The sequence below is a fragment of the Campylobacter concisus genome (assembly GCF_002913945.1).
In the GTDB taxonomy this organism is placed as follows: Bacteria; Campylobacterota; Campylobacteria; order Campylobacterales; family Campylobacteraceae; genus Campylobacter_A; species Campylobacter_A concisus_P.
Map to the genome: position 1 here is coordinate 79,805 of NZ_POZK01000015.1, position 17,398 is coordinate 97,202.

Genomic DNA, 17,398 nt, shown 5'->3' on the forward strand with positions numbered 1-17,398 from the left:
ATTGATTTGAATTCGAAAAGTATATTTGAAAAAATATAAAATTTAAATTAATAGCTAAAAAATTATGGCCGGGTTAAAATTTTATTCCAGTACTCTGTAAAACGATATGTGAGTAGTAGTAAAAGCTGTAAAATAGCCTATCATCATAGCTTAGCTCGTCTTGATCTACGATATCAAGATACTTTGGCTCTAGCATCTGCTCCATCTTTGCAAGCGGCTTTGCATGATCCATCTGCTCTACTTTTTCGCAAATTTCAAGCATAAATTTAAAAAACTCTTCAAGCTTACGTGAGATAAATTTAGCTGCATCGCCTTTTTCGCTTAGCGTACTTTTATAAATTCGCACTAAAAAAACGAGCGCAAAGGGCGTTGTGTGCCAAAATGTCTCTTGATACTCGCACTGAGCCACTATCTCATCAAGCAGCCCACCAAGCTCATTTTTATCAAATTTGCTACTTTTCACAGCCTTTGCAAGGGAGTTTAAAATTTGTGCAAAAAGCTCCGCCGTACCGTAACTACAGCTTAGTCTCTGCCATGGCACGTTTTCTATCTTTAAATTTGCTATATATGCCAAATTTTGCTCGTTCATCTGCACTCCTTTTTTAAATTTCACCCTTATACTTGCCGTAAATTGAAAAGAGCTCTTTTAAATTTGACAGAGTAAAGCCTAAATTTAGCCTTTTGACCTTATCTTTTCTAGCCACTCATTTAGCGTTTTTTCAAAGCCAATGCCCTTGCTTTTGTAAAAAACGAGCGGTTTTTCTAGGTATTTTTGCTCGACCCAGCCGCCAAAATCATGCGGATAAAGGTAGTCTTTGCTCTCTTTTGTATGGTTTTTTAGATATGGCGGGATTTTTAAAATTTCTTCGCTTTGCACGTATCTTAGGGCGGCATTTATCGCGTTGTAGCTGGAGTTTGACTTTGGTGAGCTAGCTAGATATATGGCGCACTGAGCTAGTATGATCCTAGCCTCTGGAAAGCCTATCTCCTTTACCACACTAAGCGTACTTGCGGCTAAATTTAGCGCATTTGGGTTTGCATTGCCGATATCTTCGCTGGCAAATATCGCCATCCTTCTAGCGATGAAGTCAGCGCTCTCGCCAGAGTCTATTAGCCTTGCGAGATAGTAGATGACGGCGTTTTCGTCGCTTCCGCGCAGGCTTTTTATAAAAGCGCTTGCTAGCTCGTAGTGCGTGTCGTCCTCTTTTGCCCCCTCTTTTAGGGCGTTTTGGCGAAGTGTTTTTAAATTTTCTAAGCTCACATTTTCATCAAGTGTGATGGCAAATTCGAGTAAATTTAGCATAGCTCTTGCATCGCCGCCACTACTTTTAAAGAGATACTCTTTTGCCTCTTCATCTATGTTAAATGAAATTTGCTCTCTTATCTTGCCAAGAAGCTCTTCAAAATCGCTACTGCTAAGCGGTCTAAACTCAAAGAGCATCGAGCGACTTCTGATGCCTGAGCTTAGCGTGAAAAAGGGATTTTCTGTGCTTGCCCCGATAACTAGGGCTTTGTAGTTTTCCATGGGGATGAGGAGTGCTTCTTGCTGTGTCTTGCTTAGGCGGTGGATCTCGTCTATGAAAAAGAGTGGTTTGTTTAGAGCGTTTTCGTAGTTTTTTAAAATTTTGCGGAAGTCATCTATCTTTAAATTTCCGCCGTCAAACTCGTAAAAGTCGTAGTTTGCCCCGCTTGCCACAGCCCTTGCAAAGCTAGTCTTGCCACAGCCTGCTAGACCGTAAAATATGGAGTGCGGGATCTTGCCTGTGGCTATAAATTTTAAAAAGGCCGCTTTAACCGCCCTTTGACCGCAAATTTCATCCAAGTTTTTGGGTCTAAACATCAGTGCAAGTGAGCCCAAATTTACCCCTTTGCCACTTTTGGCAAAATTTTGGCCTTTGCGCTAAGGCTCTCTATCTTTAGCTCGTAAATTTTCATGATCTTTAGCCCATACTCGGCCGCCACATCAAAGGTGCTCATCGCGTAGGCGGTGTATTTTTGGCTGAGAATTTTTAAAATTTCATATCTTTTGGCTTCATCTGTCACTTCGTAGGCTCTTGTTTTTGCGATGGCACTTTTGTATTCAGTAGTAAAGACCTTGCCGCCAAGCGCCTTGCCGTCATCTTTTATCATTTCTAGCTCGCTATCATTTAGGTGCGGTACTTTGTTAAAGCTAACACAGACAAACTCCACTTTTCGCCCATTTTGTAGAAGTTTAGCCTTGCTACCAGCGGTCGCTCCGTGGACGAAAATGCTCTCACCAACTCTAACAGGCGAGATAGGCACACTAAAAATTTCTCCCTCATCATTCACGCATGAGATGACGGCGTATTCGCACTCGTCTATGATTTTTATAGCTTCATCACGGCTTAATTCTCTATCTTTTCGTCTCAAATTTCATCCTTTTTTTGAAAAATATTTTAAAATTTAAGTGCTTAAAGGCTAGTATAACGCAAAAATTTAAAGGAAAAATATGAAAAAAATTGCCATTTTTGCCCTTTTTCTGGGCGTAAATTTACTTGGTGCAAATGAAGTTTGCAAGGAGTATGTAAAGCAAAGCAGGCTCTATCTTGACGAGCTTTACGCCAAAGAGAGCAAGAAGCTTGCAGGAGATGAGAAGGCGCTAAGGCTTTTTGAGCTTAAATTTGACGAGTTTAAGCAAAGGCAAATCGGCCAAGAGGCGATGATAATGCAAAATAACGATGAGAAATTTTGCAAAAGCGAGCTAGAAAAGGTAAATAAGCTTCTTACTGAGCTTAAAAAATAGCTCAAATTTGAGCGTTTAAGTCCCAATCTATGGGCGTTTTACCGTGATTTGCTAGGTATATATTTGCCTTTGAAAAGTGCCTGCAGCCAAAAAACGCGCCACGAGCCAGTGGGCTTGGATGTGCTGCCTCTAAGATGAGGTGCTTGCTGGCGTCAATGAGCGGTGCTTTGGCTCTGGCTGGATTGCCCCAAAGCATGAAAACTACGTTTTGTAAATTTTGGCTAACTTTTTTTATTACAGCGTCAGTAAAGCCCTGCCAGCCAAAGCTAGCGTGAGAATTTGCCATCCCAGCGCTAACGCTAAGGGTCGAGTTTAGAAGCAGCACGCCTTGCTTTGCCCACTTTGTAAGATCGCCGCTATTTGGCTCTTTTATGCCAAGATCGGAATAAATTTCTTTATAAATATTCACAAGACTTGGTGGGACTTTTACGCCACTAGGCACTGAAAAACTTAGCCCCATGGCTTGATTTGCGCCATGGTATGGATCTTGGCCTAGGATTACGACTTTGACAGAGTGAAAAGGCGTTAGATGAAATGCATTAAATATAAGCGTGCTTGATGGATAGACGGTGCCAGCACTCTTTGCTTTTAAGAAATTTTCTTTGATATGCGCGAAATTTTCACTCAAAAACTCATTTTTTAGCACCTCTTTCCAGCTTGGCTCGATTTTTATGTCATCTAAATTTATCTGCATTTTCCTGCCTTTTGTAAGTTTTAGCGGTATAATTTTAACTAAAATTTATCCAAAGGAAAGAGCTGTGTCAGAGCAAATTTTTAATAAAATCCACGATCTCCTTAGCAAAAACGAGGCTAAATTTAGAGTGATAGATCATGAGAGTGCTAGGACTTCAGAGGAGGTCGCTAAGATAAGAGGCACGAAGATGAGCCAGGGCGCAAAGGCGCTGGTATGCTCTATAAAAGGCGTAGATGAGGAGAAATTTAGGCAAATTTTTAAAGATGAAAATGTGCTAAATGATTATTTGCTAAGCGATGAAAAGCCAGCGATGAAGGCTGGTAAAACTTATGTCTTGGCTATTTTGCCAGCCGATATGCAAGCAAATCTTGATAGCTTGACACAAAAATTTGACGGCAAAAGAGCAAGCCTAGCTAGTCCAGATGAGGTTTTGGAATTGGCAGATTGTGTTTTTGGTTCGGTGCCACCATTTAGCTTTCATAAAAATTTACACATCGTAGTTGATGAAAGGTTACTGCAAAGAAACAATGAGATCGCATTTAATGCGGGACTACTTGATAGATCGATCATTTTAAATACAAAAGATTATACAAAGATAGTACGACCAACGCTAATAAATTTTGCAGAATAAAAAAGTGCTAGGCTAACCACTTCCTAGCACTAAATATTGTCGGGAGAAAAATGAATTTAAATAATGCAAAGACGAGAAATTGCTAAATTCATTTCAAGAACAAATATTATCAGGCATAATCTTAAAATATAATAAATTATATAAATAAAAATCTTTAAATTTAGGGATTTAGACATTTAAATATAAATATATATATTTTATAAATAAATTTATAGATCAAAGCTTGTGGATTTAAAAAGAATTTATAAAAATTTGCTTAGTAAATATTAAGTTTAGCTTAAAGCCCATTTAGATAAAATCCTTAATCGTTCTTTTATCGTAAAAAAGACAATTTGATATAAGGAAAAACAATGAGCGATATCATCGCATACAAACTAAATGGCGAAATAGTCGATACACAAAGTATCGCAGGGCGCGAAAGTGGTGCCGAGCCTATCTATTTTGACAACTCAAAAGAAGCACTACACGTTATTAGACACTCCTGTGCGCACCTCATGGCACAAGCTATCAAATCACTCTATCCAAAGGCGAAATTTTTTGTCGGACCAAATGTAGAAGATGGATTTTATTATGATTTTAGAGTTGATGATGAGGGTACGAAGCTAGGCGAGAGTGATCTAGCTGCAATCGAAGAAAAAATGAAAGAGCTTGCTGAGAAGAAATTTGACATCGTCAAAACCTGCTCAACTAAAGCTAATATGAGTGAGAAATTTAAAAACGATGATCTAAAACAAGAGGTCTTAAAAAGAATTCCAGATGGTGAAGTGAGCAGCTACTCACAAGGTGATTTTGAAGATCTTTGCCGCGGACCACACGTACCAAATACCAAATTTTTAAAATTTTTCAAACTAACACGCGTAGCTGGAGCATATCTTGGTGGAGATGAGAGCCGTGAGATGCTAACTAGAATTTATGGCACAGCCTACGCTGATAAAGAGAGCCTAAAAGAGCACATCCGCATCATCGAAGAGGCTAAAAAGCGAGATCATAGAAAGCTTGGCGTCGAGATGAAGCTATTTACATTTGATGAAGAAGTGGGTGGCGGCTTGCCGATATGGCTACCAAATGGTGGACGCTTAAGATCAAAACTAGAGCAAATTTTATACAAAGCTCACCGCGACCGTGGCTACGAGCCAGTGCGTGGGCCAGAGCTTTTAAAAGCTGACGTATGGAAAAAGAGCGGCCACTATGCAAATTATAAAGAAAATATGTACTTTACAACAATCGATGACGCAGAGTACGGCATAAAGCCGATGAACTGCGTGGGTCACATCAAAGTTTATCAAAGCGATATCAGGTCTTATCGCGATCTACCGCTTAAATTTTTCGAATACGGCGTCGTACATCGCCACGAAAAAAGCGGCGTGCTTCACGGACTTTTCAGGGTGCGTGAATTTGCACAAGATGACTCACACATCTTTTGTATGCCGAGCCAAATCAAAGAAAATATCTTAGAAATTTTGAAATTTGCTGGCACGATAATGGAAAATTTTGGCTTCCACTACGAGATGGAGATATCAACCAAACCAGCCAAAGCGATCGGTGGCGATGAAATTTGGGAGACTGCCACAAAAGCGCTAAAAGAAGCTCTTGATGAAAATGGCTTTAAATACGGCATCGACGAGGGCGGCGGCGCATTTTATGGACCAAAGATTGACATTAAGATCACTGACGCGCTTAAGAGAAAGTGGCAGTGTGGCACGATCCAGGTCGATTTTAACTTGCCTGAGCGTTTCGACCTAGGCTACATCGACGCAAATAATGAACGCCAGCGTCCTGTAATGCTACATAGAGCCTTACTTGGCAGTTTTGAGAGATTTATAGGAATTTTACTTGAGCACACTGCTGGCGAGCTACCATTTTTCATAGCTCCTACGCAAGTCGTCATTGTGCCGATTAGCGACGCGCATTTAGACTACGCAAAAGAAATTTCACGCGAGCTAAGAAAGATCAACGTCGATAGCGAGATCGCAAGTAAAAATGAGAGTTTAAATAAGAGAATAAGAACGGCAGAAAAACAAAGGGTGCCTATGATAGTCGTGCTAGGTGACAACGAAGTAGCAAACAAGAGCGTTGCGCTACGCGACAGACAGGCTAGGACGCAGAGCGATATGAGCTTGGCGGAATTTATAAATTTAACGAAGGAGAAACTTAGTGAGGTACATTTTTGAGTAAGGAAAATGAAGTATTGCTCAATGAGGACATAAGGGCGAGAGAGGTAAGATGTGTAGGGGATGATGGCACGGCATACGGTGTCATCTCAAGAGAAGAGGCTTTAGAGATCTCAAATAAGCTTGGGCTTGATCTAGTGCTTATAGCGCCAGATGCGAAGCCGCCAGTTTGCAAGATAATGGACTATGGTAAATTCCGCTATCAGCAAGAGAAGAAGCAAAAAGAGGCCAAGAAAAAGCAAAAAACCATCGAGATAAAAGAGATAAAACTCTCTGTCAAGATCGCCCAAAACGATATAAACTACAAGGTTAAACACGCAAGCGAGTTTTTGCAAGATGGCAAACACGTTAAATTTCGTGTATTTTTAAAGGGTCGCGAGATGAGTACTCCAGAAGCTGGTGTAGCTATGCTTGAGAAGGTCTGGGAAATGATAAAAAATGAAGCTGATCGCGACAAAGAACCTATGATAGAAGGTCGTTATGTAAATATGCTTGTAACTCCAAAAAAGGGTTAAATTTTCACAAAGAGCAGGCTAGGGCTTGCTCTTTGTTACATTAAATTTTTTAATACAAAAACTTATAAATAACTATTTTCAAAAATCCTATCATTTTTATATGTGTTAAATTTACGCAAAGGCGTTTGCAGGGTTGATATACCTTATGGTTAAATTTGATAGGCAAAATTTGGATGTGGCTTAAATTTAGTAAATTTTGGTCTTTACTTGCTGGAATTTACCCGCTTTGTTATCGCTCATATGGATGTTGTGCTGAAAATAATCTAGGTAAATCGACTCTCTTGCGAGCTTACAAATTTTTAGTACTTGCGTGAGTATTTTTAAGCTAAATTTTGCCTAATATTTAGCTAAATTTGGTAATGGGATATCGCTTTAATAATACTTTTTACAAAAAGCTTTGACTACTCTTGGTTTTATGTGGCGACCAAATTTGACGAAAAATTTGCTTGTTCGTGGATTAAATGTAGCAAATTTTAATTTTTGCTTACTAGAATTTGCTCCATCCTTTTTTTTGCCAACCATTACATGGGCCGCTTTGCTGAAATTTGACTAGGCAAGAGCTTGCCTGAAAGAGTAAATTTGATAACTTCTTTCGAGTTGTAAATTAATGGTGCCTGTGCGAGAGTTATAAGCTAAATTTCGCCCAGTAGCTGTATAAATTTGCTAAAAAATTCGCTTGTTTATAGTTTAAATTTATAAAAGAGAATTTAGGCTGGATGAGCATAAATTTACTAAATTTTATAAGCCATTTCTTGGCAAAAATCAAATGCCCTATAATCTGTTTGGATAAAATTTAGTGTTTGCTCATTCTCTGTCAGGACTTCTTCATTTTGCCTTGCTATATCGATGCCAGCTAACACTATAAAAATTTCTCGCTCGCAACGCGCCCGCTACAAATTTCTTCATCTTTAAACGGCCACACATAAACATACTACTCATACAATTAAGCAAAAGCATCCATGGCAAAAACTTTCAAATTTGTTGCACAAACCTCGCCACTCCACCATTTGCTACCATGTCAGCTTTTTTTGACAAAATTTCTATTAAATGCTCTAAAAATAGTAATCTGCTCACCACCTTAGTATCAATATTTTAAATTTAGGCGAGCTTCAAATCCACATCTATCACCACCGCGAATTTGTCAAAACGAACGCCGCATAAAATACTTCAAACTAGCGTAAATTTGATAGTTTGTCAGTAAAATTTGCCACACAAAAGGCAAATCCTTTTTTAACTAAAAACCCAAAGCTACTTCATATAAATTTACGTCCAAATTTAGCTTGGACGCAAATTTATAGAGCCAAGAGCTAAAATCAGCCCTACACGTATCCCTGATCTATCATCGCATCGGCTACCTTTCGAAAGCCCGCGATATTTGAGCCAAGTACCAGATTTCCCTCGTCGCCAAACTCCTTGCTAGTCTCGTAGCTAAGCTCAAAGATATGATTCATGATGCCGTGCAGTCTGTGATCGACCTCCTCAAAGCTCCACGAAGTCATGCCAGCATTTTGCATCATCTCAAGGCCGCTTGTGCCCACGCCGCCCGCGTTTGCCGCCTTTGCCGGAGCAAAGTAAAAATCCTTTTGCGCGAGCATAAAATTTATCGCATCAAGCGTGCTTGGCATATTTGCCCCCTCAGCCACGAAGCGACAGCCGTTAGCGTAGAGCGTCTTGATGTCGGCTAGATGTAGCTCGTTTTGCGTCGCGCACGGAAACGCTCCGTCGCACGGCACGTCCCATACGCCGTTTCTACCCTCTTTGTACTCGTTTACGCTTACGTATTTTGCGTTCGGTCTAAATTTAACGTATTCGCTAAGGCGCGCGCGTTTGACCTCTTTTAGCTCTTTAAGCACCGCTATATCGATGCCCTCAGCGTCATAGACGTATCCGTTTGAATCAGAGACGGTGATAGGCAGTGCGCCTGCTTGATAGAGCTTTTCGACCGTGTAGATGGCGACGTTTCCGCTACCGCTGATGCTGCATTTTTTGCCCTCTAGATCAAGTCCAGCTTTTCTTAGCATGTTTTGAGTGAAATATACTAGTCCGTATCCGGTCGCCTCCGTGCGCGCTAGGCTGCCGCCCCAGTTTAGCCCTTTGCCCGTTAGGATGCCGTCAAACCTGCCGGTTAGCTTTTTATACTGCCCAAACATATAGCCGATCTCGCGCGCGCCCACGCCGATGTCGCCTGCAGGCACGTCTACGGTGTTGCCGATGTGGCGGTATAGCTCGCTCATAAACGCTTGGCAAAAGCGCATTATCTCGCTCTCGCTCTTGCCTTTTGGATCAAAGGTGCTGCCGCCTTTTGCGCCACCGATATTTACGCCCGTGAGCGAGTTTTTAAAAATTTGCTCAAATCCTAGAAATTTTAGCACGCCAAGATCCACGCTAGGGTGGAGCCTTAGACCGCCCTTGTATGGGCCGACGGCTGAGTTAAACTGCACGCGGTAGCCGTTATTTACCTGCGGTCTGCCATCGTCACCCGTGTACGTGACGCGAAAGATCACCGTGCGCTCAGGGATAACTATGCGCTCTAGGATCGCGTGTTTTTGGTACTTGCTCTCTTTTTTTATAAGCGGCTCGAGGCTGTTTAGCACCTCGGTCGCAGCCTGGACAAAGACGCCTTGACCCGGATTGGTCTTTTTTATCCACTCCATCGTTTTTTCGATGTACTCGCTCATTTTGGCTCCTATTCGTCAAATTTTTGTAGTTGAATATTAACTCTCCTAGAAAAAATTTTTATTTAAATTTATTTTTATATTTTTATTTTAGGCAATGAGCGTTACATATCGAAACTAAATTTATAAAAAGTGGTTTTTATTTCGATCGCTGGGATAAATTTATAAAAGAGAATTTAGGCTGAGTGGAGCCTAAATTTACTAAATTTGCGCCATTTCTTGCCAAAAAGGAAGTGCTTTTTCGTCTGCTTTAACAAATTTTAGGATTTGCTCGGTTGATGGCATAGCTTCATCATTTAGCCTTGCTATATTGATGCTAGCAAGTGCTATGAAAAATTTCTTAAAGTCACTTGCGACGCACCTACCGCAAAGCTCCTCATCTCCAAAGAGCCATGCATAGACCGCGCCACTCGTGCAATCAAGCAAAAATATCCACGGATCACCCACGGCAAAGACTATTAAATTTAAAGGGCGATCCTCGCAACTCCACCATTTGCCACCAAACTCATCTACGCTATTTAGCCGTACTAGCTCACTCGCGTAGTCGCCTCTGGAGCCAAATTTGACATTGCAAATTTCAAAATTTCCAAGGTCAAATTTGCTTATTAACTCTAAAAATTTAGCTGGAAAATTTACCCCAAGAGCTTCTTGTGAGTTTTTAAGTGCTTGTGTGGTAGCTTTAACATCATTTTGAAGCAAGAGTCTCATGCCAGTCATACCCTCTTGCTCTAGTGGCAAGAAAATTTGATCTAATTTTTGAGCTATCTGGTTTAACTTTAAAAACATATCAGTTCTTTAATCTGCTGGATCTTGGCAAATTTTATCAAATTTATTTCAGCGCGCTTTTAAATTTGACCCATTTGTCGCCAAACTTAGACCACGATCTTCATAAATTTAAGAAGCTGGCATAGATAACTAAAAAACTAGCAACCACTAAATGCGAGATATTATAAAGGATTAATGATAAGGTAAAATTGGCTTGGTAAAGCCGCGTAGCTCATAAAAGAGATTTATGACGATGCTAAAACATACGAACTTGAGCGCTTTTGCGTACGAATGAGCTCGCCGCTTATAGTGGAGTGTAAAGAAATTTTGGACGGCGCATCGTTCAAAAGTGAAGTAAAAGATGAAAATTTAAATGAGGGTGTAGCAAAAAAAAGAGTAGAGCGCAAGAACAGGCAAAATAATCTGGCGGCTAAAGCTTGGCGCATATCTCTACACGCCAGTTTGTCTGCGTAAGGGTGTGCTTTACTTTGGTATCGCTAGCAATGGCGGAGATCTCTACACCGTAGAGGCAAAAGTAGCGAAGTGATATTTAAATTTAAAACAAGCAGCACGGAGTACTTTGCTTGGATTAATGGTCAAATTTTACTTGTAAATCGTAAAATAAGCTAGCTTTGATAAATGCTAAAAATGGCTTTCTATTAAAAGAGATAGAATTTAAGAAATTTGGGCTTGGTGTAGATTGTGCTAGTAGATGCTAGCAAGCTTTACACTGTGGCAAATGATAAAGCTAAGACGCATACAGTTTGCGCGAGAATTTAGCTTTGGCGAAATTTATCGCCAAAGCCGCAATGAGATAAATTCATCTCTTCTTTTTATATCTTTTTATCGCCTCTACGATGACCTCTTCTAAGTCGTCGTTTGGCTCTTTGTTCATATCATCATAGGTGTTTTCAAGGATAGTTTTTAAGTTTTTCTCAACGTAGCTAGTATCGAAAAATCCTCTTCTAAACTCCTTACTTTTGCTGATCGTTAGCAAAAATGGGATGATCGTTCGCACGCCCTCAATGGTAAATTCTTCAAGTGCTCTTTCAAGCTTATTTACCGCTAGATCGTAGTCGGTCGCCTTTACGATCAGCTTTGCGATGAGCGAATCGTAAAATGGCGGGATGGTGTAGTCTTTATAGACGTGGCTATCTACGCGCACAGATGGGCCAAGAGCTGGGTAGTAGCCCTCGATAGTGCCTGGTGCTGGGATGAAATTCTCCCAGACATTTTCAGCCGTGATCCTTGCTTCTATCGCGTAGCCGCGCGGCTTGATGTCGCTTTGCTCGATCTCTAAAATTTCACCCGCAGCGATCCTTATTTGCCTAACGACTAAGTCGTGACCTGTGATCTCTTCGGTGATGCCGTGCTCCACTTGGATACGAGTGTTCATCTCCATGAAGTAAAAGTTGTTGTAGTCATCTAGTAAAAACTCGATCGTTCCTACGTTTGAGTAGCCCACAGCCTTTGCAGCGGCCACCGCGGTTACGCCCATTATCTTTCTTAAATTTTCGCTGATAGATGGGCAAGGTGCGATCTCAATGATCTTTTGGTGGCGCCTTTGGATAGAGCAGTCACGCTCGCAAAGGTGGATGATATTGCCGTAGTTATCGCCTAAAATTTGAAACTCGATGTGGCGAGGATTTACGACAAGCTTCTCCATAAAGACTTCATCGTTGTTAAAGTAGGTCTTTGCTTCTCTGGTGCACGACTCAAAGGCATCTTGCATATCTTCTTCTTGCCAAACTTCTCTGATGCCACGTCCGCCTCCGCCTCCACTTGCTTTTAAGATGACTGGGTAGCCGATGCGTCTAGCGTGCTCTTTTATGGCATCCATACTCTCGTCATTTAGCTTTTCTGTGCCTGGAACGATTGGTATACCGTTTCTCTTCATTAGATATCTTGCGATATTTTTATCGCCCATTTTTCTGATCACTTCAGCCTTTGGACCGATAAAGATAAGCCCAGCGTCCTCAACCGCCTTTGCAAATTCGTAGTTTTCGCTTAAAAAGCCGTATCCTGGGTGTATCGCGTCAGCCCCGCACTCTTTAGCAAGCTTTACGATAGCTTTGGCGTCAAGATAGCCTTTGATCGGATCTTCGCCTACTTGATAGGCCTCATCAGCGATCCTTACATGCAAGCACTCGCTATCTGGCGCTGTGTAAATCCCTACACTTTGAATGTGTAAATCCCTACAAGCTCTGACTATCCTAACTGCGATCTCACCACGATTTGCGATAAGAATTTTATGTATCATAGGCTATCCTTTTTGAGTTTTGCTTATCATATAACTATTCGTTTTATTTTTAGATAAATTTATTAAGTCTGGTTTTAAAATTTGAGTGCAAAGGCTAAATTTACACTCAAATTTTTCTATCTATTGATGATTTGGGGAAAAGGTGTGGCTAGGGCTTTTTTGCTAAAGTCTTGCGACTCGATCGTGAAATTTGTAGCAAATCTTTGAATGCCCTCTTTTTTATAGGCACGCCTTTGGATGGTAAAAAGGACTAAATTTCCGCCTTGTTTGGTGTAGCGATATATCGAGTGCTCAGCTGTTGGCACGCCATTTAGGTTTGAAAATATCGTGATATCAAGATAAATTTCATTTGCCAGCGAGCCCTTTTTATAAGCCACTTTTAGCCCTTTTGCTTTTAGCTCTTTTAGGTCATTTATCTTTTGCTCGACCGCTTGCTCTGGCGTAGCGTCAAATTTAAGCGTATTTAGTGAGAGCATGTAGCTAAAACTATCTAGCTTCTCACCAGGCAGTAAGTACTCCTGAGTGAATAAATTTGGCACAGGCTTAGCTGAATATGCTAGTGAATATAGTCTGTTGTCAAATTTTATCTGCATCGGCTCAAAATACTGAGTTGCTGCGAGCAAGAGCGCTGGCAAAGCGATAAATGCTAAAAATTTCTTCATCAAATTCCTTTAAAATGGATTTACTATCATTACCCAGATGATGATGAGCATCGCGATAGTTGGCACTTCGTTGTAGGCTCTAAAAAAGATGCCACTTTTGTTACAGCGTTTTTCTTTGAGCTGCTTCATATAGCGTCCAAGGTCTAGGTGATAGATAGCCATTAATATGACAACTAAAATTTTGACGTGTATGTGACCAGTTTTTATAAGATCAGGCATCGCGATAAGTATCAAAATGCCAGTGAAAAATGAGCCAATCAGTGCGACCCAACCGATATAGTGATACATCTTATACTCCATCACTTCGACCACTTTTACAAAGTCTGGCTTGTCCATGTTTTCTACGTGATAAACGTAGAGTCTTGGCTGATAAAACAGCACTGCCATCCACGATATGAAAAACAAATAGTGGAGGTATTTTAAGTAAAGATAATATTCTGCCATAACGTCTCCTTATCTAAAAAGTATCTCTTTTCTAGCTTCAAATTCAGCCTTGCTGATCGCACCACTCTCAAAAAGCTCGTAAAGCCTTTTTAAGTCCTCTTCTTTATCTTTTAGTTTTAGTCTCTCTTTTAGCTCGACTTTTTGTAAATTTTTCTCAACATAAGCACCAACTAAAAATGCATCTATAAGCCACCAAATGCCCCAAATTATTAAAAATGGTATGCCTATAATGAAATAAAACGTAGAGTAGCCAACGAAAAATAGTCCCATCATCAAAAAGCCAGTGATAAATTTACCAAGGTAAATTCTATGTGCTCCAAGCCAGCCAGTAAGTAGCCAAAGCGCGTATGCGACGTAGATATTATTTCCCACTCTCTCTCCTTTTTCTAAAACTTTGCCAAAGTATCATCACAACGCAAAGATCGATCATCACATCAGCGAAGTTAAAGACCGCAAAGTTAAACCATTTGTGCCAAAAGACATAATCCACAACGCCGCCATGGATAAATCTATCTGTGATATTTGAGCTGCCAGCTCCTAGCAAAGCTCCAAGCCAAATGGCATGCGAGTAAAGCAGCTTTTTTTCGACAACCAGATAGACAAAAACGCCTAAGATAAGGGCGATTTGGATAAATTTTAGCCACTCATCTAAAAAGGCTAACATCGAAAATGCAACGCCCTTATTATATGTAAGAACTAGCGAGAAAAACTCTCCGTCCCACGAAAAACCATCTATAAATATCATTTTTATCGCTTGATCAACGATAAAAATGACAAAAAACGCAATGAAAAATTTAACTAAGCTTTTACGCATTTAGGGCTTTTACAAAAAATTTCTCAACTTCATCCATGCGTTTTTCAACTAAAGTTTGATTTTTGCCCTCAAGCAAAAGTCTGATCAAATTTTCAGTGCCAGAGTATCTAAAGAGCGATCTTATGCCCTCTTTTGCAAGGCTGGTCTCAAGCTCTTTTAGCCCCTCTATCTTATCAAGTGGCTTTTTCTCTGTGATCTTTAAATTTAGTAAAATTTGTGGATATGGCTTTAGCTCGCCAAAAATTTCACTAGCTTTTTTACCTTTTTTAAGCATCATAGCAACTACTTGCATTGAGGTAACAAGGCCGTCGCCAGTTTTAGCGTAGTCGTTAAATATCACGTGACCGCTTTGCTCACCGCCAAAATTTATGCCGTTTTCTTTCATCATCTCAAGCACGTATTTATCGCCTACGTTTGAGCGAAGTAGCTTGATCTTGTGAGCTTTTAGATAGTCATCAAGTGCAGCGTTACTCATTACCGTAGCTACAATGGCTCCACCTTTTAGAGCCTTTTGCTCGTGTAAAAATGCAGCCAACGAGCCAAGTATCGCATCGCCATGCACAACTTCGCCGTTTTCGTCAACTACTACAAGCCTATCAGCATCGCCGTCAAATGCAAAGCCGATGTCGGCACGAAGCCTTTTTACCTCGCTCGCTAGATCTTCTGGGTGAAGCGCGCCACAGTTTTGGTTGATATTGCTACCATTTGGTTCGTCGTTTATAACGATGACGTCAGCTCCAAGCTCGCTAAATACGGTTGGTGCGACCTTGTAAGCAGCTCCGTTTGCCACGTCTAAAACTACTCGTAAATTCTTTAAATTTAACTCTTTTGGGAATGAATTTTTGATTTGCACGATATATCTGCCGATAACATCGTCGATCCTTTTGTTTGCGCCGATCTCTGTCATCGTTTTTTGGGCGTTTGCGATGAGCTCATCGTCGTAGAATATTTTTTCTATCTCGGCCTCTATAGTCTCATCAAGCTTATTGCCAAAGCTATCAAAAAATTTGATGCCGTTGTCGTAGTATGGGTTGTGTGAGGCGCTTATCATTATGCCAGCGTCGCAGCGCATATTTTCTGTTAAAAATGCGATCGCAGGTGTTGGCATAGGGCCTATTTGAAGGACGTTGTAGCCAACTGCAGTCAGCCCCGCAACGATGGCAGTTTCTATCATATAACCGCTTTTTCTAGTATCTTTTCCAACTAAAATCACATTTGTCGCTGAGGTCTTTCTAAAGTAAATTCCAGCAGCCATTGCAAGGCGCATAGATGTTTGAGCTGAAAGCTTTTCGCCAGCCTTGCCACGAACTCCGTCTGTTCCAAAAAGTTTCATAAATTTATCCTTTTTATTATAAAATGGTGCTATTTTATCAGAAATTATCAAATTTGAAAGCTAAAATTTTTACTTCTTTTTTTAAGGATGACTTAAATTAAGGTTAAATTTATTATATCTTTAATATAATCACCGACTAAAATTATTCAAAAAGGTATATTATGGCAAACCATAAATCTGCTGAAAAAAGAGCTAGACAAACTATAAAAAGAACTGAGAGAAATAGATTTTACCGCACTAGACTTAAAAACATCACAAAAGCAGTGCGTGTAGCTGTAGAAGCTAAAGATCTAAATGCTGCAAATGAAGCTTTAAAAGTTGCTAACAAAAGCATCCATAGCTTCGTAAGTAGAGGCTTTTTGAAGAAACAAACTGCTGCTCGCCGCGTTAGTCGCCTTGCTCAATTAGTAAACACTCTAAAAGCTGCTTAATCTATAAATTTTAATGTTTGCTGATAAACTTCATCCATTTTTGGATCGCTATAATGAAATTTCTGCGCTTCTTAGCGATCCAAATATAGCAAATGATATCGAAAAGATGACAAAGCTCTCAAAAGAGCAATCATCTATCGAGCCAGTTGCATCTGCTGCAACAAAATATCTACAAATTTTAAATAACATTGATGAGAACAAAGCTTTACTAGATGACTCTGAGCTTGGAGAGTTAGCAAAAGAGGAACTTAAAAATTTGGAGATTTCAAGAGAAAAGCTTGAAGAAGAGATTAAAATTTTACTTCTTCCAAAAGATCCAAACGATGATAAAAATATATTTTTAGAAATTCGTGCAGGTACTGGTGGAGATGAGGCCGCGCTATTTGTTGGGGATCTTTTTAATGCTTACATTAGATATGCAGAGCTTCGTGGATATAAATTTGAGATCGTTAGCCAAAGCGAAGGCAACACTGGCGGTTTTAAAGAGATTATCGTGCTTATAAAGGGTAAAGGTGCTTACTCTAGGCTAAAATTTGAAGGTGGTACACATAGAGTTCAGCGTGTACCAGAGACTGAGAGTCAGGGTAGGGTGCACACTTCAGCTGTGACTGTGGCTATTATGCCAGAAGTCGAAGATAGTGAGATCGAGATTAATCCAAACGATATAAGAGTTGATGTTATGAGAAGCTCAGGCCACGGTGGCCAGTCGGTAAATACAACCGATAGTGCAGTTAGGATCACACACATACCAACAGGCCTCGTCGTGACAAACCAAGACGGCAAGAGCCAGCACAAAAACAAAGAAGCTGCGATGAAGGTGTTAAAGGCTAGGCTTTACGAGATGCAAGAGCAAGAGAGGCTTGCAAAAGAGACTAGTGAGCGAAAGAGCCAAGTTGGCACCGGAGATCGTTCTGGTAGGATAAGGACATACAACTATCCGCAAAACCGCATAAGCGATCACCGTATAAATTTAACACTTTACCGCCTTGATGCGATTATGGCTGCGGGATTATTTGACGAGATCGTCGAGCCACTTATTACGCATTATCAAGCAGAAGCTATGCTAGAAGCTGGCATTTAAACTTTCAAATTTTTACTTCAAATTTTATAATTTATTTCTTTACTTAAAAATATTATTTTAGTTTAAAATACTTTTAAATTTACCAAACTTTAAAGCCAAATTTACAAGAATTTTATAAAAATAGATATTTAGAAGTAGTAGTTAGTAATATTTTTTCT

General features: G+C 40.2%; 18 protein-coding genes. 6 read left to right on the forward strand and 12 right to left on the reverse strand.

Annotated elements, in window-relative coordinates; all coding sequences use genetic code 11:
- Nucleotides 1–73: 73 nt before the first annotated feature.
- The 3 genes from CYP64_RS02670 to CYP64_RS02680 form a co-directional block, all read right to left on the reverse strand.
- The gene (locus CYP64_RS02670; protein ID WP_103648579.1) at nt 74–589 is read right to left on the reverse strand and encodes an ATP-dependent DNA helicase RuvA; all 516 of its coding nucleotides are present in this window, start codon (nt 587–589) and stop codon (nt 74–76) included.
- Between the two features lie 84 nt (nt 590–673).
- Nucleotides 674–1,840, reverse strand: coding sequence for a replication-associated recombination protein A (locus tag CYP64_RS02675; protein WP_258032918.1), 1,167 nt, complete (start codon nt 1,838–1,840; stop codon nt 674–676).
- 20 nt (nt 1,841–1,860) lie between these two features.
- Nucleotides 1,861–2,391 (reverse strand): pyridoxamine 5'-phosphate oxidase family protein, encoded by a 531-nt coding sequence (locus CYP64_RS02680; protein ID WP_103648581.1) that lies wholly within the window; start codon nt 2,389–2,391, stop codon nt 1,861–1,863.
- Nucleotides 2,392–2,470: 79 nt separating this feature from the next.
- Here CYP64_RS02680 and CYP64_RS02685 point away from each other — a divergent pair, with 79 nt between their 5' ends.
- Entirely contained in the window at nt 2,471–2,764 is a 294-nt protein-coding gene (locus CYP64_RS02685; RefSeq protein WP_103648582.1) for a hypothetical protein, read from the forward strand.
- Between the two features lies 1 nt (nt 2,765).
- Here the strand turns inward: CYP64_RS02685 and ung are convergent, their stop codons facing one another.
- Entirely contained in the window at nt 2,766–3,458 is a 693-nt protein-coding gene (gene ung, locus CYP64_RS02690) for a uracil-DNA glycosylase (protein ID WP_103648583.1), read from the reverse strand.
- A gap of 64 nt (nt 3,459–3,522) precedes the next feature.
- On the opposite strand from ung, the gene CYP64_RS02695 reads away from it, so the two are divergent.
- The 3 genes from CYP64_RS02695 (at nt 3,523) to infC (ending at nt 6,775) form a co-directional block, all read left to right on the forward strand.
- Nucleotides 3,523–4,089 (forward strand): YbaK/EbsC family protein, encoded by a 567-nt coding sequence (locus CYP64_RS02695; RefSeq protein WP_103648584.1) that lies wholly within the window; start codon nt 3,523–3,525, stop codon nt 4,087–4,089.
- A 350-nt stretch (nt 4,090–4,439) separates the two neighbouring features.
- Complete coding sequence (gene thrS / locus CYP64_RS02700) at nt 4,440–6,260, forward strand: threonine--tRNA ligase (RefSeq protein WP_103648585.1); 1,821 nt, start codon at nt 4,440–4,442, stop codon at nt 6,258–6,260.
- Nucleotides 6,257–6,775: a translation initiation factor IF-3 gene (infC, locus tag CYP64_RS02705; protein ID WP_054195973.1), complete on the forward strand. Its 519-nt coding sequence runs from the start codon at nt 6,257–6,259 to the stop codon at nt 6,773–6,775. Before thrS ends, infC begins: the two co-directional genes overlap by 4 nt.
- A 1,319-nt stretch (nt 6,776–8,094) precedes the next feature.
- Here infC and gdhA read toward each other — a convergent pair.
- The 8 genes from gdhA to glmM form a co-directional block, all read right to left on the reverse strand.
- On the reverse strand, nt 8,095–9,453 hold the full coding sequence (gene gdhA, locus CYP64_RS02710; RefSeq protein ID WP_103648586.1) for an NADP-specific glutamate dehydrogenase: 1,359 nt from the start codon (nt 9,451–9,453) through the stop codon (nt 8,095–8,097).
- 198 nt (nt 9,454–9,651) lie between these two features.
- On the reverse strand, nt 9,652–10,236 hold the full coding sequence (locus CYP64_RS02715; RefSeq protein WP_103648587.1) for an SMI1/KNR4 family protein: 585 nt from the start codon (nt 10,234–10,236) through the stop codon (nt 9,652–9,654).
- Nucleotides 10,237–11,035: 799 nt separating this feature from the next.
- On the reverse strand, nt 11,036–12,475 hold the full coding sequence (locus tag CYP64_RS02720) for an acetyl-CoA carboxylase subunit A (protein WP_054195976.1): 1,440 nt from the start codon (nt 12,473–12,475) through the stop codon (nt 11,036–11,038).
- 116 nt (nt 12,476–12,591) lie between these two features.
- On the reverse strand, nt 12,592–13,137 hold the full coding sequence (locus tag CYP64_RS02725) for a hypothetical protein (protein WP_103648588.1): 546 nt from the start codon (nt 13,135–13,137) through the stop codon (nt 12,592–12,594).
- 9 nt (nt 13,138–13,146) lie between these two features.
- Nucleotides 13,147–13,581, reverse strand: a complete 435-nt coding sequence (locus CYP64_RS02730; protein ID WP_054195978.1) for a CopD family protein — start codon at nt 13,579–13,581, stop codon at nt 13,147–13,149.
- 9 nt (nt 13,582–13,590) lie between these two features.
- Complete coding sequence (locus CYP64_RS02735; protein WP_103648589.1) at nt 13,591–13,953, reverse strand: NINE protein; 363 nt, start codon at nt 13,951–13,953, stop codon at nt 13,591–13,593.
- Nucleotides 13,943–14,395 (reverse strand): signal peptidase II, encoded by a 453-nt coding sequence (gene lspA / locus CYP64_RS02740; protein ID WP_103648590.1) that lies wholly within the window; start codon nt 14,393–14,395, stop codon nt 13,943–13,945. Before lspA ends, CYP64_RS02735 begins: the two co-directional genes overlap by 11 nt.
- Nucleotides 14,388–15,728 carry a phosphoglucosamine mutase gene (gene glmM, locus CYP64_RS02745; RefSeq protein WP_103648591.1) on the reverse strand — a complete coding sequence of 447 codons (1,341 nt, stop codon included), beginning with the start codon at nt 15,726–15,728 and terminating at the stop codon, nt 14,388–14,390. Before glmM ends, lspA begins: the two co-directional genes overlap by 8 nt.
- 161 nt (nt 15,729–15,889) lie before the next feature.
- Between glmM and rpsT the strand changes: the two genes are divergently transcribed.
- Together rpsT and prfA are read left to right on the forward strand one after the other, a co-directional pair.
- Entirely contained in the window at nt 15,890–16,159 is a 270-nt protein-coding gene (gene rpsT / locus CYP64_RS02750) for a 30S ribosomal protein S20 (protein ID WP_004317319.1), read from the forward strand.
- A 13-nt stretch (nt 16,160–16,172) separates the two neighbouring features.
- On the forward strand, nt 16,173–17,240 hold the full coding sequence (prfA, locus tag CYP64_RS02755; protein ID WP_103648592.1) for a peptide chain release factor 1: 1,068 nt from the start codon (nt 16,173–16,175) through the stop codon (nt 17,238–17,240).
- Nucleotides 17,241–17,398: the final 158 nt, after the last annotated feature.

What these genes read in the sequence shown, in the direction of transcription:
- prfA (WP_103648592.1), top strand. Translation starts at nt 16,173, where the DNA reads ATGTTTGCTGATAAACTTCATCCATTTTTGGATCGCTATAATGAAATT.
- CYP64_RS02730 (WP_054195978.1), bottom strand. Translation starts at nt 13,581, where the DNA reads ATGGCAGAATATTATCTTTACTTAAAATACCTCCACTATTTGTTTTTC.
- rpsT (WP_004317319.1), top strand. Translation starts at nt 15,890, where the DNA reads ATGGCAAACCATAAATCTGCTGAAAAAAGAGCTAGACAAACTATAAAA.
- CYP64_RS02715 (WP_103648587.1), bottom strand. Translation starts at nt 10,236, where the DNA reads ATGTTTTTAAAGTTAAACCAGATAGCTCAAAAATTAGATCAAATTTTC.
- glmM (WP_103648591.1), bottom strand. Translation starts at nt 15,728, where the DNA reads ATGAAACTTTTTGGAACAGACGGAGTTCGTGGCAAGGCTGGCGAAAAG.
- lspA (WP_103648590.1), bottom strand. Translation starts at nt 14,395, where the DNA reads ATGCGTAAAAGCTTAGTTAAATTTTTCATTGCGTTTTTTGTCATTTTT.
- CYP64_RS02675 (WP_258032918.1), bottom strand. Translation starts at nt 1,840, where the DNA reads ATGTTTAGACCCAAAAACTTGGATGAAATTTGCGGTCAAAGGGCGGTT.
- ung (WP_103648583.1), bottom strand. Translation starts at nt 3,458, where the DNA reads ATGCAGATAAATTTAGATGACATAAAAATCGAGCCAAGCTGGAAAGAG.
- CYP64_RS02685 (WP_103648582.1), top strand. Translation starts at nt 2,471, where the DNA reads ATGAAAAAAATTGCCATTTTTGCCCTTTTTCTGGGCGTAAATTTACTT.
- gdhA (WP_103648586.1), bottom strand. Translation starts at nt 9,453, where the DNA reads ATGAGCGAGTACATCGAAAAAACGATGGAGTGGATAAAAAAGACCAAT.
- CYP64_RS02725 (WP_103648588.1), bottom strand. Translation starts at nt 13,137, where the DNA reads ATGAAGAAATTTTTAGCATTTATCGCTTTGCCAGCGCTCTTGCTCGCA.
- CYP64_RS02670 (WP_103648579.1), bottom strand. Translation starts at nt 589, where the DNA reads ATGAACGAGCAAAATTTGGCATATATAGCAAATTTAAAGATAGAAAAC.
- thrS (WP_103648585.1), top strand. Translation starts at nt 4,440, where the DNA reads ATGAGCGATATCATCGCATACAAACTAAATGGCGAAATAGTCGATACA.
- CYP64_RS02720 (WP_054195976.1), bottom strand. Translation starts at nt 12,475, where the DNA reads ATGATACATAAAATTCTTATCGCAAATCGTGGTGAGATCGCAGTTAGG.